The following is an 18,608-nucleotide window of genomic DNA, read 5'->3' as shown; positions in this document are numbered from 1 at the left end:
GAAGCGGAAAAAGCCCGTCGAATTGTTATGATGAAGAGTCCGAGGAACAACACAAAAAGGGTGTCCCAAAATACTTTAGGGACGCCCTCTTGTATTATTTTGGGAGTTCATTACCGGCTCTGCCCGGTGATATCGATCTGTATCTCTAATTTATTGATAGTTTTTGATGAATTTTTACTGTTAAGTCCATTCATTAAAAACTCCCTTTTAATCAAAGCCCCAAAGTTCAATGATATTTCGCTGAATATTCATTGCAATGCTTAAATATTCCATTATTATTAAAATTCAATTAATTTGAAGAAATCTAATTAGATATTTGCTAAAATTAAATTCGGATACTGGGATAATGGATGTGTTTGAATGAAGGAATTGCTGATATTTTTTATTTTGATCATGTTTGGAATTTTTAACTTAAATGAACCTGTACATGCTGAAGATGGTGACGCTGAACTAACATCGGAAGCTGCCGTATTAATGGACACGCAGTCAGGTGCGATCCTTTTCGGTAAAAATGAAGAGGTGAAAATGTATCCTGCAAGCCTCACTAAGATTGCTACGGCGATCTATGCAATTGAAAAAGGGAATTTGGGTGATCAAGTAATAGTAAGTGAAAAAGTATTAGATACAGACGGAACAAGGGTGTATTTAAATCCAGGTGAGCAAGTGACTTTGAAAAAGCTTATCCAGGGTATGTTGGTTAATTCTGGAAATGACGCTGCGCTGGTAATCGCAATCCATATGGATGGGACGATGGAAAAGTATTCTCAACATGTTAATGAGTTTCTTGAATCAGAGATAGGTGTAAAGGCGACACACTTTGTAAATCCGCACGGTTTATTCGATGAAAATCATTATACGACGGCTAAGGATTTAGGAATGATCTTGAATTATGCGATGAAGAACAAAGATTTTCGCGAAATCTTTGGAACAAAACAGATGAAATGGGACGGAGAATCCTGGGACACAACTCTTTTGTCTCACCATCGGATGCTGAAAGGAGAAATCCCCTATCCAGGCGTTACCGGAGGAAAGACGGGATTTGTTGACCAGTCCAAGCAAACATTGGCGACTACGGCTGAAAATGGCCAGCTTAAACTAACTGCAATCCTGTTAAAATCAGAATATAAAAGGAAAATATACGATGACACAATTAAGCTGTTTGATTATGGATTCTCGAATTTTAAGTCCTCTCCCGTTAAAAAGGGGGAAGTATTCACAAGCGGCAAACGGCAATTCACATATAGCGCGGATACTTTCTTGACTGATCCAATTGATGAAGGCAATAGAACTGTTGACTCAAATGGAGTTTTGAATATCGAAAATGGAGAAGGTAAGGTTATTCAAACCGTTGAACTGAAGCCGATAATAAAGAAAAAACTAGTAGTAAAGAATACTGCTCAAAAGGCAGAACAGAGCGGGGTATTGTCACTTAACTCTATTGTAGGTGGTATATTGCTTTTGTTTGCTGTCGGTGTTTTGGTATTGAACCGAAAACAAAAAAGAAATAGAAGGTATCGAAGCAGGTAATCATGGCCTGCTTTTTTATTTTGGCTGTTTTTTAAAAGATTGTTGTTTTGATAGCAAAAAAATTATAAATTAGTTGATTGAGCAAGGGTCCGAGAACAACTCCAGAAGAAAAAAGCGCGACGAGTTGTTATGAGAAGAGGCCCGAGAACAACTCTATGAGGAAAAAAAAGCATCGAGATATTTAGAGAAGAAGTCCGTGAAGAATTCAATGAGGAAATGGCAGGAACTTGAGTTTTTCACCATTCTTTCACGCGGAAAGCGAGCATCCTTACATTTGAGTCAGCACTACTCTAAAAGCCACAATGTTTACGAAAACAGCTTTATTTTCATCAAAAATGATTTCCCTCATATTCAATACGGCAAGAATGTAAGGGGGTTGTAACAATTAATTAACCATCTTTTACATTCAGTTAATGAGAGATTAATAGACTGTCTTTATAGTGAGAGGTAGATTGAATAACCTAACTGGAGGTCTTGGAATGATTAAACAAAACTTTAAAAAGAAGATTCTTCCGATCGCTGTGCTTTCTACTGTAGCGTTCGGAAGCTTAGCAGGGACATTTGATGCAAAAGCGGAAAAGGAAGTAAATGATAACCGTGGAGAAATTAAGAACGTAATTTTTTTAATCGGTGACGGCATGGGTAATTCATATACTTCAGCTTATCGTTATTTAAAGGACAACCCTGAAACACCTGAAATGGAAAAGACCGAATTTGATAAGTATCTTGTTGGAAACCAGATGACATATCCTGAGGATCCTGACCAGAATGTAACTGATTCTGCTGCAGCTGCAACAGCGATGTCTGCTGGGGTTAAAACATACAACGCAGCAATCGCTGTTGATAAAGATCAAAAACGAGTTAAAACTGTTCTAGAAGCAGCAAAGGAAAACGGCAAGGCAACTGGACTTGTTGCTACATCTGAAATCACTCATGCAACTCCTGCTTCCTTTGGTGCGCATGATATATCAAGGAAAAACATGAATTCGATTGCGGATGATTACTATGACGAAATGATTAACGGCGAACATAAAGTGGATGTAATGCTTGGTGGCGGATTAAGCAATTTTGAACGCCAGGACAGAAACCTTACTGAAGAATTCGAAAAAGCTGGCTACAGCTATGTTACAGATCGCAGCCAAATGCTGAACGACAAAAACGAAAAGGTTCTAGGATTATTTGCACCAGGCGGCCTGCCAAAAAAGATTGACCGCGAAGAAAGCACTCCTTCACTTGCAGATATGACTAAATCAGCAATACAACGATTAAATAAGGATCAAGACGGGTTCTTCCTTATGGTGGAAGGCAGCCAGATTGACTGGGCCGGACATGATAACGATATTGTAGGTGCAATGAGCGAGATGGAAGACTTTGAACAAGCATATAAGGCTGCGATCGAGTTTGCGAAGAAGGACAAGCATACTCTGGTTGTCGCTACTGCTGACCACTCTACAGGCGGATATTCAATAGGTGCAGACGGTGAATATAACTGGTTTAGTGAGCCGGTAAAGGCTGCAAAACGCACACCTGACTTCATGGCTAATGAAATAGCTAAAGGTGCTGACGTTGAAGAAACTTTGAAGAAATATATCGATCTGGAATTGACTGCTGAGGAAATCCAGTCAGTAAAAGATGCGGCAGCTACAAAGAAGGTTTTAACAATTGATAACGCAATTGAAAAGATTATTGACGGCCGTTCCCACACTGGATGGACGACTGGTGGACATACTGGTGAAGATGTTCCGGTATACGCTTTTGGACCTGGGAAAGAACGCTTCTACGGACAGATTGACAACACTGACAATGCTAAGAATATATTTGATATCCTTGGAAATGGCAAAAGAAAATAAACATTAAATCTCCCGCTGGGGCCAAGGCCACGGCGGGAAGTTTCTTAGAGTAGGGGTTCTCAATGAAAAAATATATCACGTTACTTTTAGCTATTTCATTTTTATCTGGGTGTTCCGCAGCAGCTCAGGAGGAATCTATTAAAGAAACTAAAGTTGATGGGGCTATTAAAGCAGTTGATGAGCCGAAAACCCCTAGTATTCATGTTCCCAATCCTCAAGTAACAGATGATAGTACTTTAAAAAAGGCAGGGGACACAGTTACTGATCGTAAAGGTGAACTTACTTTAAAAGCAGTCAAGGAAGTAAACAAGCATTCAACTATAGGCGGTATCCAATATAAAATAAAGGACATTAAGTTGCTGCATTATGTTCCTGACTACAGCATGATTGATTTTTATCATGCATACACGCATGAAGAAGAATTCGATTTCGTTAAGATCGGAATCGAAGTTGAAAATAGTTCAAAAGAAAACTATCATTTCGCTCCTGTCGCGTTAATGAATGTCAATGAATCCATTCATAAAACATGGGAAGATGATTTTTACCTAGAGGAATTGAATGGGGAAATCGCTGCAGGTCAATTGAAAAAAGGGAATGTCGGGTTTATTGTTGATGAACTGGATGGACTAAGCCAAGTTGAAATTTTATCTGGTGACCTAGTGGGTGAGGACAAAAAGAAAAAAGCAAGTCCTGTTAGACTGGTAATTCCTATTAAATAAAAAAACAAAGCCATGGGTTATCCCATGGCTCTTATTTTATGTATGCAGGCAAAATCTTTTTGGTTGACTATGATTTTATAAAGGAAGTTGAAAAGAGCATGATAAATGATATTACCGCCATCGCAATTACCCATAGCCAGGCAGCCTCCATGTTTCCTGACTCGATCGCAACATAAATGGCTGTTGGAGCAGTCTGAGTCTTTCCAGGGAGATTTCCCGCAAACATAAGTGTTGCGCCAAACTCACCTAATGCCCTCGCAAAACTGAGGATCAGTCCTGTAACGAGTGATTTAGCTGAGAGGGGGAGTGTCACATACAAGAAAACCTTCCACTCGCCGGCCCCATCCACTCTTGCTGCCTCCTCGGCCCCTGAGTCAATAGAAGTGAATCCAGTCTTAGCTGATTGATACATAAGTGGAAAGGCCACCACCGATGAAGCAATAACTGCAGCCCACCATGTGAACATAATTGGGCTTCCGAATATATCTTCTAGCATCCTGCCAACAGGACTGTTGATTCCGAAGATGATAATCAATAAAAATCCTACTACTGTAGGAGGCAAGACAAGCGGCAAGGTCAAAGCTGTTTCAACAGCTGTTTTACCGAAAAAACGTTTCCTTGATAAGATTCTTGCCGCCAATATACCTGAAATGAAAACGATTATGACTGATATCGATGCGATTTCAAGTGAAAGCTTAATCGGTGTCCAAAAATCACTGTACATTCATAATCAATCCAATGCTGCTTTAAAGCCGTATTTTTTAAAAATTTCCATAGCCTCTTGACTCCTCAAGAATTCGAAAAACTGGATTGCTTCATCAACATTTTTAGAAGAAGAGACAACTCCTGCAGGATATATAATGGGATCATGCAAATCTTGTCCGGATATTGGGGCCATCTTTATTTTATCAGAAATTATCGCATCTGTTTTATAGACAATTCCTGCATCGACATTTTCGGTCTCAACATAGGATAACACCTGTCGGACATCCTTTGTATTTATGATTTTCGATTCCAGCCTGTTCCATAAGCCTGTTGAAATGAAGGTTTGTCTGGCATACTGCCCTGCAGGTACTGTTTCTGGCGTGCCTATGGCAATTCTTTTAATATCGGTTTTAAGCAAATCATCAAGGGATTCAATGTTTTGTTTTTCTTTTGGTACAATTAATACTAGTTCGTTACCCAAAAGCTGGGTACTATGATTTTTATCAATCATATCTTTTGTTATTAACTGATTATATTTATCCTCCGCTGCAGATATAAACAAATCAACAGGAGCACCCTGAGCAATTTGCTGCTGAAGGGACCCTGATCCGCCAAAATTATAAATGATTTTCACCTCAGGATGATCCTCCATGTATTTTTGTCCAGCTTCTTCCAGAGCTTCACGAAGACTAGCTGCGGCAGAAACTGTAAGTTCTTTTTGCTCTTTATCCTTATCGGTTTGGCAGCCGGTGATAATCAGCGATATGGCTATGAAAAAAAAGATAATAAATTTCTTCAATTGATACATCCTCTCGTAGAAGCCGATAAAAAAATGTGTTAGACAGGTTGTTTGCCTTTTCATCTTGCTTTCGTGTAATATGCTTCACGCTTTTTCATGAAAAAACTGTTTTACTGTAGCTGCAAAATATATGAATCTATTTATATTGAATGACATAACTGATTATATCGAATTATCGATGATGCGGCACACAAAAAAATCACAAGTTAGTGAAAAAGTCATTGAGAGGGGGATGGATGATAAATAGAGGAAAAAAAAACTGCCGTGCAGCGGCAGCTTTGATTGAACTATTGAATGTTTCCGGATTTTTGATCGATCTGTCTGCATACCTCGTCAGCAGACAGGCCGCTTGCTTCGATTACTGAACCTTGGATTGACACATCTTGCATTCCCATGACGTTTGAATCAGTTCCGCTCACAACACAGAAATCGCAGCCTTGAGCATCAGCTTCCTGACGAAGGTCAACAACTTCATGTCCTCTTTCGCGTAGAGCAGCGGAAACGTTTGTTAAAGATTGTTCTACTCCAATTCTAGCCATAACTCACACCTCCTCACCAATTTAAGTTGTCCGTGATAAGAATAAAATATTCCTGTGGCAAGACAATATTAAGGCATGATCATAATTAATGGGAGGTGCCACAATGGCAAAACGTAAAAAAGACCCTTCAACCATTGGACTGAATTCTCCACAGGTTGAGGGCCAGGGTACAACTACAAGCGAATCAGGCAGCAGAACCTCTTCGTCTTCACGAAAAAAGCAGAAAAAGGATTAAAAAAGAGACCTTTTAGCAGTAATCCAATGTCCAATTCGCTTTTACAGCCAAATTTACTGTTAACAAAGGGAAAGCATTAAGAAGACCCCCGGAAGTATCCGGGGGTCTTTATATTTCCGAATTAAGCGTACATTTCAGCGATTTGCTTTTGAAGTTCTTGGTTTTCCAAGTATTCATCATATGTCATTTGCTTATCCACAAGGCCTGCAGGAGTGATTTCCATGATTCGGTTTGCAACGGTTTCAACAAACTGATGGTCATGGGAAGAAAAGATCATTGAACCTTTAAAGTTGATCATTCCGTTGTTAAGGGCTGTGATGGATTCTAGGTCCAAGTGGTTTGTAGGCTCATCAAGTAGCAAAACGTTTGAACCTGATAACATCATTTTGGAAAGCATGCATCGGACTTTCTCTCCACCTGAAAGCACACTTGCCTTCTTCAGTACTTCTTCTCCAGAGAAAAGCATCCTGCCAAGGAATCCGCGAAGGAAACTTTCGCTATCATCCTTAGGTGAGAATTGGCGGAGCCAGTCTACCAAAGTCAGGTCGCAGCCTTCAAAGTATTCGGAGTTATCCTTAGGGAAGTATGCCTGTGAAGTTGTAATACCCCATTTGAAACTTCCGCTATCAGGCTCCATTTCACCAGCGAGAATTTTGAATAATGTTGTAACCGCAAGTTCGTTTTTTCCGACAAGTGCGATTTTATCATCTTTGTTCATAATAAAACTGATATTATCCAATACTTTTACGCCATCGATTGTTTTCGATAAACCATCGACTCTTAAAAGATCATTGCCGATTTCACGATCGGGCGTAAATCCGACATATGGGTATTTACGGGAGGATGGTTTAATGTCATCCAGAGAGATCTTATCAAGAAGCTTTTTACGGGAAGTAGCCTGCTTAGATTTAGATGCGTTTGCACTGAATCTTGCGATGAAGGCTTGCAATTCCTTGATTTTCTCTTCTTTTTTGCGGTTTGTATCCGACTGCATTCTTAGTGCAAGCTGGCTGGATTCGTACCAGAAATCATAATTTCCGACATAAAGCTGAATCTTACCAAAATCAAGGTCAGCAATATGTGTACAAACTTTATTCAAGAAGTGTCGGTCATGGGATACAACAATGACAGTATTCTCAAAATTAATCAAGAATTCTTCAAGCCATTGGATCGCTTTGATATCCAGATGGTTTGTAGGTTCGTCAAGCAATAGTACATCAGGTTTTCCAAAAAGAGCCTGTGCTAGAAGTACCTTAACCTTTTCTCCGCCGCCAATATCAGCCATTTTCTTATCATGCAGTTCTTCACCGATTCCTAAACCTTTTAAAAGGATCGCCGCTTCCGATTCAGCTTCCCAACCGTTAAGCTCTGCAAATTCACCTTCTAATTCGGCAGCTTTCATGCCATCTTCATCAGTGAAATCTGCTTTCATGTAAATGGCGTCCTTTTCCTGCATCACTTCATATAAACGGGCATGACCCATAATTACTACTTTCAGTACTTCAACATCTTCATATTCGAAGTGGTTTTGCTTTAATACTGCGAGACGTTCACCAGGAGTCAAAGATACATTGCCGGATTGCGGCTCGATTTCTCCAGATAGTATTTTAATGAATGTTGATTTACCTGCACCGTTTGCTCCGATCAGGCCATAGCAATTACCAGGAGTGAATTTAATATTAACGTCTTCAAATAGCTTGCGGTCACCATATCTCAAGCCTACATTTTGAACTGTAATCATTTATTTAATAGCCTCCATTAATATATATCCCAAAGATTATATCATGTTTGACTGCCAGTAGCGAATTCTTTTTCTGTAGCCGGTTCCAGAAGATGCGGGCATAATATTAGTGTAATAAATAAACTTAACATACAAAAAGAGTTTTTAATTGATTCAAAATGGGAAAAGGCGAGAGTAGGATAAATATGTTGTTAATAAAATGGGCCAGATTGAAGGATGAATAGATAGAAAGTAACAGCCATTTTAAAAGAGAAGAGTATAAAGATTGAATTAGTTTATGGTCGTTTAAAAATTTCTTTTACTATGTCAATTTTTTTGCTCGTTTTCACACATTTTTCATATTTTTCATGTAAAATAATAATAGACAAAGATGGAAAAAGGAGTTTTTGAAATGGCTAAAAAGCAGCTGGTTGATTTCGTTAACCGACTAAAAGAATCAGGGATTAAAGTCAGCTTCACTAAGCCAAAATCAGAATTTTTCTCCCTGCAAAAGACAGAGAAACATCCCACCACTGTAAATTCACACTAAACTAACCCGGCCATTTCGGATGATTGTGGGTCAATACAACAAGCTAGTCAACATCAGCCAATGCTGAAAACGGCCAATAAAAAAACAGCTTATTGCGATCATAGTAAATAAAAAAAGCGGTGTGCAAACACCGCTTTTTTCATATTATAATTCATCCATAATTGATTTGAATACTTTTTCCTTATCGAATTCTTCACCCATAGGGAATTTTTTTATGAATTTATTGTTTTCGTCAATTAAATAAGTAAATGTACTGTGCACGTAAAAACCATTGCCAGGATCACGGTATTGAAATTTAAATGTATCAGCTACCTGTTTGATTTTTTGTTGTTCTTCTAAAATATTTGCCTTATTTCCTGTGAGAAAGAGCCAATTCCCGTCATTCTCCAGTCCGAACGTGTCCATATATGTCCTTAATACTTCAGGGGTATCGCGGTAGGGATCAATAGTCACGGTGACAAACTGTACTTTATCGCCAAAGACTCCCTCTTGGACTAAATCTTTCCTCAGTAAATTCATCTTTTGTGTAGTCGTTGGGCATATATCAGGGCAGTGGGTATAAATGAACTCTACAAGTTTGATTTTTTTAGTGTGTTCCCCGAAAGTATAATTCTTCTCATTCATTGTAACGAGCGTAATGTCGTCTGGAATCTTAGCATTGGCATCCCTTATTAGGAAAAAGGATATGCCAGCTGTGATCCCTATTAGCACGATAAGTGAACTGATTATATATATTTTTTTCATAACACAAACCTCCCCCTTATAAGATATAAGAATCGTAATGAAAATCATATGGACATTGTGTGAACTATGTTAAATAGGAAAGTTTTCCAAAAATATATCACCTGACCTTCTCTGAAAAAAAATCTCTATTGGTCATTATTATCGGCCGAAGGATCCCCACCATTTCTGTCCTTTGTTTAACTTTATTTAAATGAAATATAAACATCAGGTCAACAGAGAAAATGTGAACATATTTTAATCCGCTTTTTTGATAAAGGTAATAGTGAAAACAAATTAAAATTGGGAATGCCATGAAACGTAAATATCTTGAATCTGGTTGACTTTACATTTTTTTGAAGTTATTCTAATGAAGAAGAGATTTTATTTATAAGGAGTATGTTTTATGTTAGGTGTCGTTCTTAACTAATCCGTTAACTTTATACGGTCAATCCGGAATATTATTAATCATGGCCTTTTAAAGGTTTATTTAGCCATGGTTCGGGATTGAGGGTTAAGAACAATGAACATAGTAAAGCATGCTGATATCCATAAGCATAAGCTGTGTACATGTACACAGCTTTTTTTATGGAAAAATGCTGGCGGAAGGATCGCCAGGCATTCTTTAAGCCGCTTTGGACATTGTTCCATTGCGGTTTTTTGTGTTCCATCTATACATTCATCTGCTAATCGGCAATCTTTACCTTTGGCTGGTATTAAAGGTCAATGTTGATTGGAGTGGAAGGCAGTCGATTGATGCGGAATCACCGGAAACACCGCTGAAAGTGAGTGCCTGGTGTGTAAATCAAATATAGTTTTATTTCAAGGAGGAAAATAAATTGAACGAACAAACATTTAATGTCCTAGGATTTAATAAGATCAAAGAAATGATCTCAAGCTTCGCTATGACAGAGCTTGGGCGCAAAAAAGTGAACGATATGCTGCCTTCTGTGAATGCAAAGCAAATTACCTCCTGGCAGAAGGAACTGGCAGAGGCAATCGAGATCCTGAAAATCAGTTCAAGCGTTCCAATTCATGGTCTTGAGGGTATGGAATTAGTCTTGAAAGGGTTCCATAAAGGGATCACACTTAGGCCAGATCAGTTAGTCATGCTATTGAATTTTCTGGAAACATGCAATAAAATACGCAGGTTTATGAAGGAAAAGGAATACTGCGCTCCGAGAGTTTCTTCGTATGTTTATGGAATTGAAGAATTGCCTGAGCTGGCAGCAGAGATACAAAGATGTATTCGAAATGGACAAATAGATGATTATGCAACTAAAGAGCTTTTAAAAATCCGTAAACAAATAGCAATTCAGGAGGAACGTTTAAAGGAAAGACTTAATCAGGTCCTTAAATCGGGGAAAGTCAGACCCTTTTTACAGGAGGCTGTCATAAGCCAGAGAAATGGAAGGTATGTAATCCCAATTAAAAAGGAATACAGGGGGAAAGTGAAGGGAGCTGTACTCGATACATCTGCTTCCGGATCGACACTTTTCGTTGAACCAGAAGAAATTGGGGCTTTCCAGGAGCAAATGGAATGGCTTTACGCTGAAGAACAGGCTGAGGTTGAAAAAGTTTTAATCTTTTTGACTGGTATGGCGGAAGGTAAAGAGAAAGAGATTCGCCTTGCCATCGAAACAATGGTCCATTATGATGTGTTATTTTCAAAAGCCAAGTATAGCAGATCAATTGATGCGAAAAGAGTCAATATATATGACGGTCCACTGATCATGTTCAAGGATGCCAGACATCCATTGCTTGGTGACAAAGCAGTCCCGTTAACGATTGAAATTGGTTCAGAATATCAAGCATTAGTTATAACTGGGCCAAATACTGGAGGTAAGACGGTTTCCATAAAAACGGCTGGATTGCTCGTCTTAATGGCCCAGTGTGGGCTGCATTTGCCTGTGGATGAGCAAAGTACATCAGGGATTTTTCATAAAGTCCTTGTCGATATAGGGGATGGACAGAGTATTGAACAGAATCTTAGCACATTCAGTTCAAGAATCGTCAGTATCATTGAAATATTAAAAGAAGCGAATGACAAAACGCTTGTCCTCCTTGATGAATTAGGTTCAGGCACCGATCCAGGCGAAGGTATGGGGCTGGCAACGGCCATTCTTGAAAACCTTAATAACAAAGGTGCAACCTTGTTTGCAACTACTCATTATAGCGAAATAAAAGAATTTGCCGATCAGCATCATGATTTCATGAATGGTTCAATGGAATTTGACCTCGAGACCCTTCAACCAACGTATCGCTTACGGATTGGGAAAGGTGGGGATAGCCAGGCTTTTGCCATTGCCCTAAAACTAGGCATACATCCAAAATTAATTGAAAGAGCTCATGAAATAACTTATAAGGAGCAAAAAAACTATACTGTCTTATTTGAAGATGACCCTTCTGCCTTAAAAGGGAGGGAACAGCAAATTATAGTGAATAAACATAAAAGGAGAGGACCTGCAGCAGAGAAAAAGGCAGTAACGCAATATAATATGGGTGATAGCGTACACGTATCCACAATGGCTGAACTTGGAATCATTTATAAAGGACCCGATGAAAATGGGAATTATATTGTCCAGATCAAGGGTGAAAAGATTGAGGTGAATCATAAGCGTCTCAAGCTTAATATTCCTGCAGCAGAACTATATCCGCCCGATTATGATTTCAATATTATTTTTGAATCAAAGCATAACCGTAAACTTCTGAACCAAATGGATAAAAAACATATAGATGGCACAGTTATAAATTATGATGCTTAAGTGGAGAAGCCCTTTTAACAGAGGGCTTTTTTTCATACTCTAACAAACATATCATTGTTGTTATTGCACTATGTTAATGTGCGAAAAGCGGTAGACTCCTTGAAAGTACAATTGTATTTCGCACCGAGATATAGAATCATTAAAAATGGGATCACCTGGAGATATAACCATCTCAAAAGAAAAAAACAGCCACGCGTTATATAAATCAGGCAACCATAATGAGGGGATTCCCCTACCTCAAATAGAGCTAAAGTCAGTTAAATGAATGGAGAGGGAATACAAAGACCATTAGAATTCAATAAGACCGGGATTGCATCCATATGAAAACGCTTCAGTTATTGTCAAAATTAATTCATGTCATCAACTATTAACAAAAGGCAGTTACAGGTATAAGATAAAGACATATTTTAATTGTGATATTATTCACAAATGGAGGTTTTTTCTTATGAATGTACAGCCTATAGACCAGGCAGTGAACACTGCACTTAAAAAGAGTGGCTATTGGAATGAATCAAAAACGAAGTATATGTTGCGTTCAGCTCTAGCTGGTGTATATATTGGTTTTGGAATTATAGTTTCATATCGGCTGGGGGAATACTTCTATGATTTGCATTCTCCAGGAACTCCAATTGTTAGCTCGATTTTCTTCGGGCTGGCACTTGTACTGATTTTATACGGAGGAGCAGAATTATTCACTAGCAATACGATGATGATGACAATTGGTACATTGAAAAAAGCAACAACATGGAAGAGTACGATTAAAAACTGGATTGCCTGTTATTCTGGAAATATGTTAGGGGCTATTTTTTTTGCTGTAATCATCATGCTTACAGGACTATTTTCTTCACCGGATAAATCTCAGTATATGATGGAGACGGTAAGCATGAAAATGAATACACCGGTTTATCAGTTGTTTTTCCGAGCAATCCTTTGCAACTGGCTTGTATGCCTGGCTGTATGGATTCCTTTGCATATAAAAGGAGATGGAGCTAAAATCGGTGTTACACTGCTGCTTGTCTTTGCATTTGTGGTATCAGGCTTTGAACATAGCATTGCGAATTTGGTTTTATTTTCGATTGCCCTTCTGATTCCGCATCCTGAAACGATCAGCCTTGCTTCAGGGTTGATAAACATAGTGCCTGTTACGATTGGCAACATAATAGGAGGAGCATTTTTTGTTGGTACCATTTATGTTTACCTTCATGCCAAACCTGCAGAGGGTATAAAAAGAAGCAGTATGATTGAGGAAAAAGCTGTTTACAGGCAAAAAGCTTTATAAAAATGAAAATAAAAAATCCGCGGATTTCCGTGGATTTTTTTTGGCTGTAATTAAATCATTTAAAATAATTTAAAATCCATTCCCCAGCCAATCCTCCTAAATATACTCCAACAATACCAAGTACTCCGGCAAGAACAGGTGGTGCTGGCAACGGCAGTTTTAAAAACTTGAAAACAACCCCGACTAATAACCCGGCAAGTAAACTTAACACAACTTCTTTCATAAAATCACCGCCTCATGTAGTAAAAGTGAAAAATTTTTAATTTAGTGAGCAGACGTCTGATCACTTCGAAGCAACATTATTTTAACATGACAAATATCAAATGAAAACGCTTTATTTTTTCTTTATTATCCTTTTATTCAAATAAACTATTCTTATATTTAAATAGTGGTAAAATATAACTCTACAATATGTAAGTACGGAGGATATTAATGGAAACGCGAGTTAAACGAGATATTTATTCGATGCAAGGCTTCTATCTTTTTGTGTTTTTTGGATTCGGAAGTTTGTTTCCTTTATTGAGCGTGTATTTAAGTGAAGTTGAAAAATTGAATGGATATCAAATAGGAATCATTCTGTCCATCGGCCCTGTCATCATGATTTTCTTTCAGCCTTTTTGGGGCATGATTTCAGATATGAAAAATCTTCATAATAGACTGTTGACTTTAACAACCCTGATAACGGGAATTGCCGCACTCGGATATCTGTTTTTTGAAAGTTTCTTCTTATTCATTATCGTAGCAATCATCCTTGCAATATTTCAAAGTGCCATCATCCCTTTGTCTGATAGTATTTCGTTAAAATATACTAGCAAAGCTGGCGTGAATTATGGGAATATTCGCTTGTTTGGCTCACTTGGCTTCGGTATTGCTGTTTTTATAATGGGGAAATTATCAGAATGGAATCCTCAGGTGATTTTTTATAGTTTTTTTATAACCTTGCTGTTGGCCGCAGTTCTTTCTGTTAAAATGCCAAAAGAAACTGCTGAAGCACCTGCTAGAATGCTGTCTGGTATGAAGGAGTTAATGGGAATGAAACGATTCCTCGTATTCCTGGCTGTGACATTCTTAATTTTCGGGCCAAACCTTGCCAATAACTTTTATTTTAGCTTATTTGTGGAGGATAGAGGAGGAACATACACAGGAATTGGAATTGCATTTCTGATCGCTGTGTTATCCGAAATTCCTTTTATGAGAGTGGCAGGCGGTTGGATCAGGAAAGTAGGGTTGCTTCAGGTAGCTTTAATTGCATCAATAGTATCATTAATAAGATGGATTTTTTATTTTACTGAACCAAGTTTGTCTCTTATATATTTTTCGGCTGTCATTCAAGGATTATCACTAGGATTATTTATTCCGGCAGGGCTGCAATATATTAGGGAAATTACACCTTCTCAAATGACTGCAACGGCTGTGACATTTTACTCTGCAGTAGGCAATGGACTTGGGAATTGGTTTTTCACTTTTATTGGGGGCATAATATTTGAGGAATTTACTATCTATGTAGTGTATTTGTTTTTCGCTCTCCTCACTTTAATAGGTGTTCTTTTGACAGTCTGGCTTTTACAGGATCATAAGAAAATGCAATTCCAAACCGGCAGCAGATAAAAATAAACCCCTTCATTTAAGAAGGGGTTTATTTTTGTGTATAAATTGATTTACTGCCTTTATTCACAAGGTAAAGAATTCCTAAATGTTAAATCATTTTTTGTAATTTCTTGAAAAATATATAAGCATTTGTGGAATAAAGAAGAGGGTTTAGCAGGTGTTATGTGATTTTACAGTATGATTTTGACTTTGATATCAAAAAATAACCATTAGTCCGGAAAGGAGGGAGTTTGATGGACATGGGAGAAAGCAAGAATACTGACCTTGCAGGCCGCAATTACGATACTTCAGACTACAAGCGAAATGATGAGCTTTCCAATGGGCTTGCAGTAACACATGAACAGGCAAGTGATAGTTACACTGAAGGTGAAATCAGCGGAAAGATTGAACGGAAATCTGGAAACCAAGATGCTGTAGCGAGAAGAGGATATCAATAAGAAACGAATACCAAACTTGAAGTGAGGAAAGCATATGTCACATAAAGGCGATTTCCAATCAAATGGAGATCAATACAAAATGCCAGAAGCGCTAAAACAAAAAAAGGATTTTGTTTACCGAGTTGGGTATACTGCCAGCACTGGTAATCAAACAAACAATAAGCATGAACCTGGGAAAAGATCCGATTTATAAAAGAAAGACAGACACTGGAAAAATAATTCATAAGTATGCTTTAAAATAATATAATCAAAAAATTTTTCATACAAGAAAAGCACACCTCGACGGGTGTGCTTTTCGTTCCATAAGGAGAGAAATAGAATTTGTCGATTTAAAGCTTTCCGCGTCTCATTACTTTGTTGGGGGTAAGGAAGCCTTTCTTTAGATAGACAAATCCTCCTTTGAGTGCAGAGCCAAAAATGAGTTTAGATGATGCAGATAAAATCTTCATCAGCAATTCCTCCTTTTTAAGATGGCTTGCAATATTCGTTTACCCAAATTCGCGTATGCAAAACATGGACTTATAACGGATGGGCCTTCATGCAAAAAGACTCTTTTCAGGAAAACTTTGTTTGCTTTGATAAGCTTTTGGATTGCCTGAAGTTGAAATCCTCAACTGACTGCAAAAGCTACAATCATTCGAACAGCCTAATAAAAAAATCCCCAGCACAAAGCTGAAGAGAGAGAATGCAGCCTGCTTTAATGATAAAAGGGATCTGATGCGTCTTGATAAGCTTTTTCTGCCGCTTCGTGTGAGGTGAAAAGGGCGTCATCATCTTCTATGACATGAAAGGTTTCGTTCAGAAATAGAGCAAGAGAATTTGGGTCTTTTGGGTGCGGAACAATTTCTGCTGCTTTTATGTTGGAAACGGTTGGAACATGTGGGTTCCTATAAATAACATATACCTCATCACCATTTTGTAAATCCTTGGGATTAATCATATCCAATTCTAATTACCTCATTTCATCGTTATAAATTTTCATTTTGCTGCTTTATTTCATCACCAGTAAGTAGTATGTTCCCGGCTTCAATATCCCGATGCTCATCAACTGATCTGCCGGGTACAAATCTTTGATTAGGTGTGTCGTTAAATTTCAGTGTATTATTTTCATTCTGGATATTATTGTTTTTGTTAAATGACATAAAAGTTCACCCCCTGATAAATTTATTTTTTGTATTATGAGAAAAGGTTATACTTATCTTTTCAAACGAGGATTACCTATAAAATTGACACCAATTAGACATAAGTAACAGGTTTTATAACGAGAAGCGGGTGGTATAATAAAAGTGTAAAAAGAATTGCTTAACCTCTTAGGAGGCTCAACCAGGGTGTTCGTTTCGTAGTGAACGAGGAAAAGGTTTATTCCTACAAGGGCTTTTTGTAAGCGCTTTACCTTAAGCGGAAATAACAAAATCGCTCTTAAAAGATTCCTTCTTAATGTTTGTCACTAGGTTAATATTCATTCTTTCGTAAAGTCTTGATCAGAAGGGTAAAAGCAGAACATCAGCTTATTCAGTAAAGGTACGCTGGAATGAAGCTTTTAACCAAAAGAAAACGAGGTAATAAATACTTCATCTTTATAACCGTTTTTGGAGATAGACTTAAATTACAATGATTAAAATCATTAACGAAAGAAGAATAAAAACCTAAAGCAGCATTGTTTGAATCTTATAAGAACACAGTCTCAATCCTCGATTGCTGGCTGTATGGGATCTTTTCAATATTTCCGTAGGTAAAAGCAGCCTATAAATTATCATGAATAGGAATAATGAGTCTCTCGGTGATTATACCGAAAAATGTGTTTGTAAAGGGTCTTCATAAAATCAGGGAATACCTTTTTATGAAAAGACACCTTTAATGCGGAACAAACACACATCGGCTATAGTAATCTGGATTTTACAACTCAATAGTTCCAAAGTGTTTTGGGCTGATGATGGTTGGGTCTCCTAAGATGTTAAAAAGAAGCTCCGAGTTGGAGCTTCTTTTTTTGACTAAACTGTCACAAATAAATAAATAAATAAATAATTAGCGTCTGAAAGATCAAAAAAAAGTAAGATAGGACCATAACAGCTTCAGAAAATTTAAATAGTCTTCAATAAAGCAGATAGAAACTCAAATTTCTTGATGAGGGAAAATAAATAGTGTCAATACTGTTATTATTAAAACACCAATCTTCGTTGTTGAATATGCAGCTTTACTTAAAGATATGCCTTGATGCCATTTTTAAAAGCTTGCTCATCATTATTTTCAATTCCATGCAAGGCTTCTTGTAATGCAAATGTGCTTTTATAAAACATTACTCTTTCTTTAATTTCTTCCCCTCCAGGATACAAGCGTATGCACTGTTCGAAGAATTCTTCACCGTAACTAGATAAAAGACCTGCGAAATCATAGGCTGGATCACCAAGCCCCGACGCTCCAAAGTCAATAATCCCAGATATCTCAATTTTTTCAACTTTCCATAATATGTTGGAAGCTCCAAAATCCCCATGAATAAGAGTTGTCTTAATATCCCTTGACTTTTCTTTTTCAAAAAATGACTCAAACGCAAAAGACACAGTTTCCTTGGACGAATTACTCATATACGGATAAACTTTATTTTGCAGTCTTGCTAACAGGATTTTTATTTCGCTAAGAGGATTTTTTTCATCTTGTTGTATAACAGGATGTAGAGCAGCGATAGGAATTGAATGCAGATTGATTAAGAAGGAAACTAGCTGGGATGCCAATTTTTTTAATCCTCGATGAGGCACACCTTTCAGATCCCTTTTCCACATAGGTTTCCCTTCAAGCAGCCTGTACCCAGCAAATACCTTACCAGCTTGCTTGATATCTAGTGAAGTGTATATTGGAGAGGGAATAGCAGCAGTAATTTTACCTTCTACTATTTTTAATAGAGATACTTCTCTCTCAAGATTTCTAATGCCATCATCATATTTAGGAAAGCGGAAAACAAGTTGGTCATTAATTATAAGTACGTCATTATTTTGACCGAAATTATTTTTTTCGTACTTAACGATTTTCAATTCAGGGTAGACTTGCATAATCCGGTCGGCTAAAAGTTCATTATCCATTACTAAAACTCCTTTATATGTATGGATAAATTATACATAATCTGTTGAGAGAAGTCTTAAAATTTCAGTAAAAAAGGCACC

General features: G+C 37.6%; 19 protein-coding genes. 10 read left to right on the top strand and 9 right to left on the bottom strand.

All coding sequences use genetic code 11. The annotated features are described in order from the left end of the window. Window positions 1-360 precede the first annotated feature (360 nt). The 3 genes from V7201_RS03830 to V7201_RS03820 all read left to right on the top strand — a co-directional run bounded on the left by V7201_RS03830 (window position 361) and on the right by V7201_RS03820 (window position 4,096). On the top strand, window positions 361-1,527 hold the full coding sequence (locus tag V7201_RS03830) for a D-alanyl-D-alanine carboxypeptidase family protein (RefSeq protein ID WP_335375464.1): 1,167 nt from the start codon (window positions 361-363) through the stop codon (window positions 1,525-1,527). Between the two features lie 479 nt (window positions 1,528-2,006). Continuing rightward, entirely contained in the window at window positions 2,007-3,377 is a 1,371-nt protein-coding gene (locus tag V7201_RS03825) for an alkaline phosphatase (RefSeq protein WP_335375463.1), read from the top strand. Between the two features lie 62 nt (window positions 3,378-3,439). Continuing rightward, window positions 3,440-4,096 carry a DUF4352 domain-containing protein gene (locus V7201_RS03820; protein ID WP_335375462.1) on the top strand — a complete coding sequence of 219 codons (657 nt, stop codon included), beginning with the start codon at window positions 3,440-3,442 and terminating at the stop codon, window positions 4,094-4,096. Window positions 4,097-4,163: 67 nt separating this feature from the next. Here V7201_RS03820 and modB read toward each other — a convergent pair whose 3' ends face one another. From modB to V7201_RS03805, 3 genes are all read right to left on the bottom strand, one after another. Then, window positions 4,164-4,820: a molybdate ABC transporter permease subunit gene (gene modB, locus V7201_RS03815; RefSeq protein WP_335375461.1), complete on the bottom strand. Its 657-nt coding sequence runs from the start codon at window positions 4,818-4,820 to the stop codon at window positions 4,164-4,166. A gap of 6 nt (window positions 4,821-4,826) precedes the next feature. After that, window positions 4,827-5,609 (bottom strand): molybdate ABC transporter substrate-binding protein, encoded by a 783-nt coding sequence (gene modA, locus V7201_RS03810; protein ID WP_438825013.1) that lies wholly within the window; start codon window positions 5,607-5,609, stop codon window positions 4,827-4,829. Window positions 5,610-5,887: 278 nt separating this feature from the next. Then, entirely contained in the window at window positions 5,888-6,139 is a 252-nt protein-coding gene (locus tag V7201_RS03805; RefSeq protein WP_207499527.1) for a YkuS family protein, read from the bottom strand. A gap of 103 nt (window positions 6,140-6,242) precedes the next feature. Between V7201_RS03805 and V7201_RS03800 the strand changes: the two genes are divergently transcribed. Then, window positions 6,243-6,374, top strand: coding sequence for a YuzL family protein (locus V7201_RS03800; RefSeq protein ID WP_335375459.1), 132 nt, complete (start codon window positions 6,243-6,245; stop codon window positions 6,372-6,374). Between the two features lie 121 nt (window positions 6,375-6,495). Here the strand turns inward: V7201_RS03800 and V7201_RS03795 are convergent, their stop codons facing one another. Then, a complete protein-coding gene (locus V7201_RS03795) occupies window positions 6,496-8,115 on the bottom strand; it encodes an ABC-F family ATP-binding cassette domain-containing protein (protein ID WP_335375458.1) in 1,620 nt (539 codons plus the stop codon). A 391-nt stretch (window positions 8,116-8,506) separates the two neighbouring features. On the opposite strand from V7201_RS03795, the gene V7201_RS03790 reads away from it, so the two are divergent. Further along, window positions 8,507-8,644: a hypothetical protein gene (locus tag V7201_RS03790; protein WP_023627787.1), complete on the top strand. Its 138-nt coding sequence runs from the start codon at window positions 8,507-8,509 to the stop codon at window positions 8,642-8,644. Between the two features lie 144 nt (window positions 8,645-8,788). Here the strand turns inward: V7201_RS03790 and V7201_RS03785 are convergent, their stop codons facing one another. Next, window positions 8,789-9,388: an SCO family protein gene (locus tag V7201_RS03785; RefSeq protein ID WP_335375457.1), complete on the bottom strand. Its 600-nt coding sequence runs from the start codon at window positions 9,386-9,388 to the stop codon at window positions 8,789-8,791. 815 nt (window positions 9,389-10,203) lie between these two features. On the opposite strand from V7201_RS03785, the gene V7201_RS03780 reads away from it, so the two are divergent. Then, window positions 10,204-12,129, top strand: coding sequence for an endonuclease MutS2 (locus V7201_RS03780; protein WP_335375456.1), 1,926 nt, complete (start codon window positions 10,204-10,206; stop codon window positions 12,127-12,129). 445 nt (window positions 12,130-12,574) lie between these two features. After that, the gene (locus V7201_RS03775; protein WP_335375455.1) at window positions 12,575-13,408 is read left to right on the top strand and encodes a formate/nitrite transporter family protein; all 834 of its coding nucleotides are present in this window, start codon (window positions 12,575-12,577) and stop codon (window positions 13,406-13,408) included. Between the two features lie 55 nt (window positions 13,409-13,463). Here V7201_RS03775 and V7201_RS03770 read toward each other — a convergent pair whose 3' ends face one another. After that, a complete protein-coding gene (locus tag V7201_RS03770) occupies window positions 13,464-13,631 on the bottom strand; it encodes a XapX domain-containing protein (protein WP_335375454.1) in 168 nt (55 codons plus the stop codon). Window positions 13,632-13,840: 209 nt separating this feature from the next. On the opposite strand from V7201_RS03770, the gene V7201_RS03765 reads away from it, so the two are divergent. The 3 genes from V7201_RS03765 to V7201_RS03755 all read left to right on the top strand — a co-directional run bounded on the left by V7201_RS03765 (window position 13,841) and on the right by V7201_RS03755 (window position 15,646). Beyond that, window positions 13,841-15,016: an MFS transporter gene (locus V7201_RS03765; protein ID WP_335375453.1), complete on the top strand. Its 1,176-nt coding sequence runs from the start codon at window positions 13,841-13,843 to the stop codon at window positions 15,014-15,016. 233 nt (window positions 15,017-15,249) lie between these two features. Further along, entirely contained in the window at window positions 15,250-15,453 is a 204-nt protein-coding gene (locus tag V7201_RS03760; protein ID WP_335375452.1) for a YozQ family protein, read from the top strand. Between the two features lie 34 nt (window positions 15,454-15,487). After that, window positions 15,488-15,646 carry a hypothetical protein gene (locus tag V7201_RS03755; RefSeq protein ID WP_335375451.1) on the top strand — a complete coding sequence of 53 codons (159 nt, stop codon included), beginning with the start codon at window positions 15,488-15,490 and terminating at the stop codon, window positions 15,644-15,646. Window positions 15,647-16,150: 504 nt separating this feature from the next. Here V7201_RS03755 and V7201_RS03750 read toward each other — a convergent pair. The 3 genes from V7201_RS03750 to V7201_RS03740 all read right to left on the bottom strand — a co-directional run bounded on the left by V7201_RS03750 (window position 16,151) and on the right by V7201_RS03740 (window position 18,527). After that, window positions 16,151-16,393 carry a transcriptional regulator SplA domain-containing protein gene (locus V7201_RS03750; RefSeq protein ID WP_335375862.1) on the bottom strand — a complete coding sequence of 81 codons (243 nt, stop codon included), beginning with the start codon at window positions 16,391-16,393 and terminating at the stop codon, window positions 16,151-16,153. 28 nt (window positions 16,394-16,421) lie between these two features. After that, window positions 16,422-16,595, bottom strand: a complete 174-nt coding sequence (locus V7201_RS03745) for a hypothetical protein (protein ID WP_335375450.1) — start codon at window positions 16,593-16,595, stop codon at window positions 16,422-16,424. Between the two features lie 1,056 nt (window positions 16,596-17,651). Beyond that, window positions 17,652-18,527, bottom strand: coding sequence for a phosphotransferase family protein (locus V7201_RS03740; RefSeq protein ID WP_335375449.1), 876 nt, complete (start codon window positions 18,525-18,527; stop codon window positions 17,652-17,654). Between the last annotated feature and the right edge of the window lie 81 nt (window positions 18,528-18,608).

Origin of the sequence: Bacillus sp. JJ1122, assembly GCF_036964885.1 — a bacterium.
Classification (GTDB): domain Bacteria; phylum Bacillota; class Bacilli; order Bacillales; family Cytobacillaceae; genus Mesobacillus.
This window is presented reverse-complemented; position numbering and strand designations above follow the sequence as displayed.

Coding starts and splice junctions, on each gene's coding strand:
- V7201_RS03830 (WP_335375464.1), top strand. CDS start 361: ATGAAGGAATTGCTGATATTTTTTATTTTGATCATGTTTGGAATTTTT.
- V7201_RS03825 (WP_335375463.1), top strand. CDS start 2,007: ATGATTAAACAAAACTTTAAAAAGAAGATTCTTCCGATCGCTGTGCTT.
- V7201_RS03820 (WP_335375462.1), top strand. CDS start 3,440: ATGAAAAAATATATCACGTTACTTTTAGCTATTTCATTTTTATCTGGG.
- modB (WP_335375461.1), bottom strand. CDS start 4,820: ATGTACAGTGATTTTTGGACACCGATTAAGCTTTCACTTGAAATCGCA.
- modA (WP_438825013.1), bottom strand. CDS start 5,609: ATGTATCAATTGAAGAAATTTATTATCTTTTTTTTCATAGCCATATCG.
- V7201_RS03805 (WP_207499527.1), bottom strand. CDS start 6,139: ATGGCTAGAATTGGAGTAGAACAATCTTTAACAAACGTTTCCGCTGCT.
- V7201_RS03800 (WP_335375459.1), top strand. CDS start 6,243: ATGGCAAAACGTAAAAAAGACCCTTCAACCATTGGACTGAATTCTCCA.
- V7201_RS03795 (WP_335375458.1), bottom strand. CDS start 8,115: ATGATTACAGTTCAAAATGTAGGCTTGAGATATGGTGACCGCAAGCTA.
- V7201_RS03790 (WP_023627787.1), top strand. CDS start 8,507: ATGGCTAAAAAGCAGCTGGTTGATTTCGTTAACCGACTAAAAGAATCA.
- V7201_RS03785 (WP_335375457.1), bottom strand. CDS start 9,388: ATGAAAAAAATATATATAATCAGTTCACTTATCGTGCTAATAGGGATC.
- V7201_RS03775 (WP_335375455.1), top strand. CDS start 12,575: ATGAATGTACAGCCTATAGACCAGGCAGTGAACACTGCACTTAAAAAG.
- V7201_RS03770 (WP_335375454.1), bottom strand. CDS start 13,631: ATGAAAGAAGTTGTGTTAAGTTTACTTGCCGGGTTATTAGTCGGGGTT.
- V7201_RS03765 (WP_335375453.1), top strand. CDS start 13,841: ATGGAAACGCGAGTTAAACGAGATATTTATTCGATGCAAGGCTTCTAT.
- V7201_RS03760 (WP_335375452.1), top strand. CDS start 15,250: ATGGACATGGGAGAAAGCAAGAATACTGACCTTGCAGGCCGCAATTAC.
- V7201_RS03755 (WP_335375451.1), top strand. CDS start 15,488: ATGTCACATAAAGGCGATTTCCAATCAAATGGAGATCAATACAAAATG.
- V7201_RS03750 (WP_335375862.1), bottom strand. CDS start 16,393: ATGATTAATCCCAAGGATTTACAAAATGGTGATGAGGTATATGTTATT.
- V7201_RS03745 (WP_335375450.1), bottom strand. CDS start 16,595: ATGTCATTTAACAAAAACAATAATATCCAGAATGAAAATAATACACTG.
- V7201_RS03740 (WP_335375449.1), bottom strand. CDS start 18,527: ATGGATAATGAACTTTTAGCCGACCGGATTATGCAAGTCTACCCTGAA.